Source organism: Xanthomonas pisi DSM 18956 (assembly GCF_001010415.1).
In the GTDB taxonomy this organism is placed as follows: Bacteria; Pseudomonadota; Gammaproteobacteria; order Xanthomonadales; family Xanthomonadaceae; genus Xanthomonas; species Xanthomonas pisi.
In genome coordinates, this window is record NZ_JPLE01000229.1 from 1 (window position 1) to 395 (window position 395).

Genomic DNA, 395 nt, shown 5'->3' on the forward strand with positions numbered 1-395 from the left:
CTTATCTGCGACATCCATGCTGCATCCGGTCCCTTTAGATATTACGTTTGCATTAATCATAAATCACCTTATGCGCTTCTGTACCAGCCGTTCAAGACGACATATCGCGGCAGGGTTGAGACAGCCGTTGGAACAGACTGCCCTGCGTTGCCAGTGTTACCGACCACATCGTGAGTGTGAGCGGGAAGGGTATAGCTATGGCTGTGATTGCCAGCGTAATTTATATTCAACCCATGGGTGTGTGACCCAGAAGATTGGATATTGTGGACGTGGTTGCCGTTAGTCGAGGTGTTGTATTTGTAGTTATCCCAGTCGCCGCCCTTTCGACTGCCGAAGTTGTTGTGCGTATTGTCATACACGCCATACCGCGCATCATTCGTATTCGCCTCACCCCA

Annotated in this window: 1 pseudogene; it reads right to left on the reverse strand. The window is 50.1% G+C overall.

What is annotated here, in order from left to right:
* Nucleotides 1–68 precede the first annotated feature (68 nt).
* Nucleotides 69–395, reverse strand: a pseudogene (locus Y887_RS21170) (hypothetical protein); the annotation flags it as partial.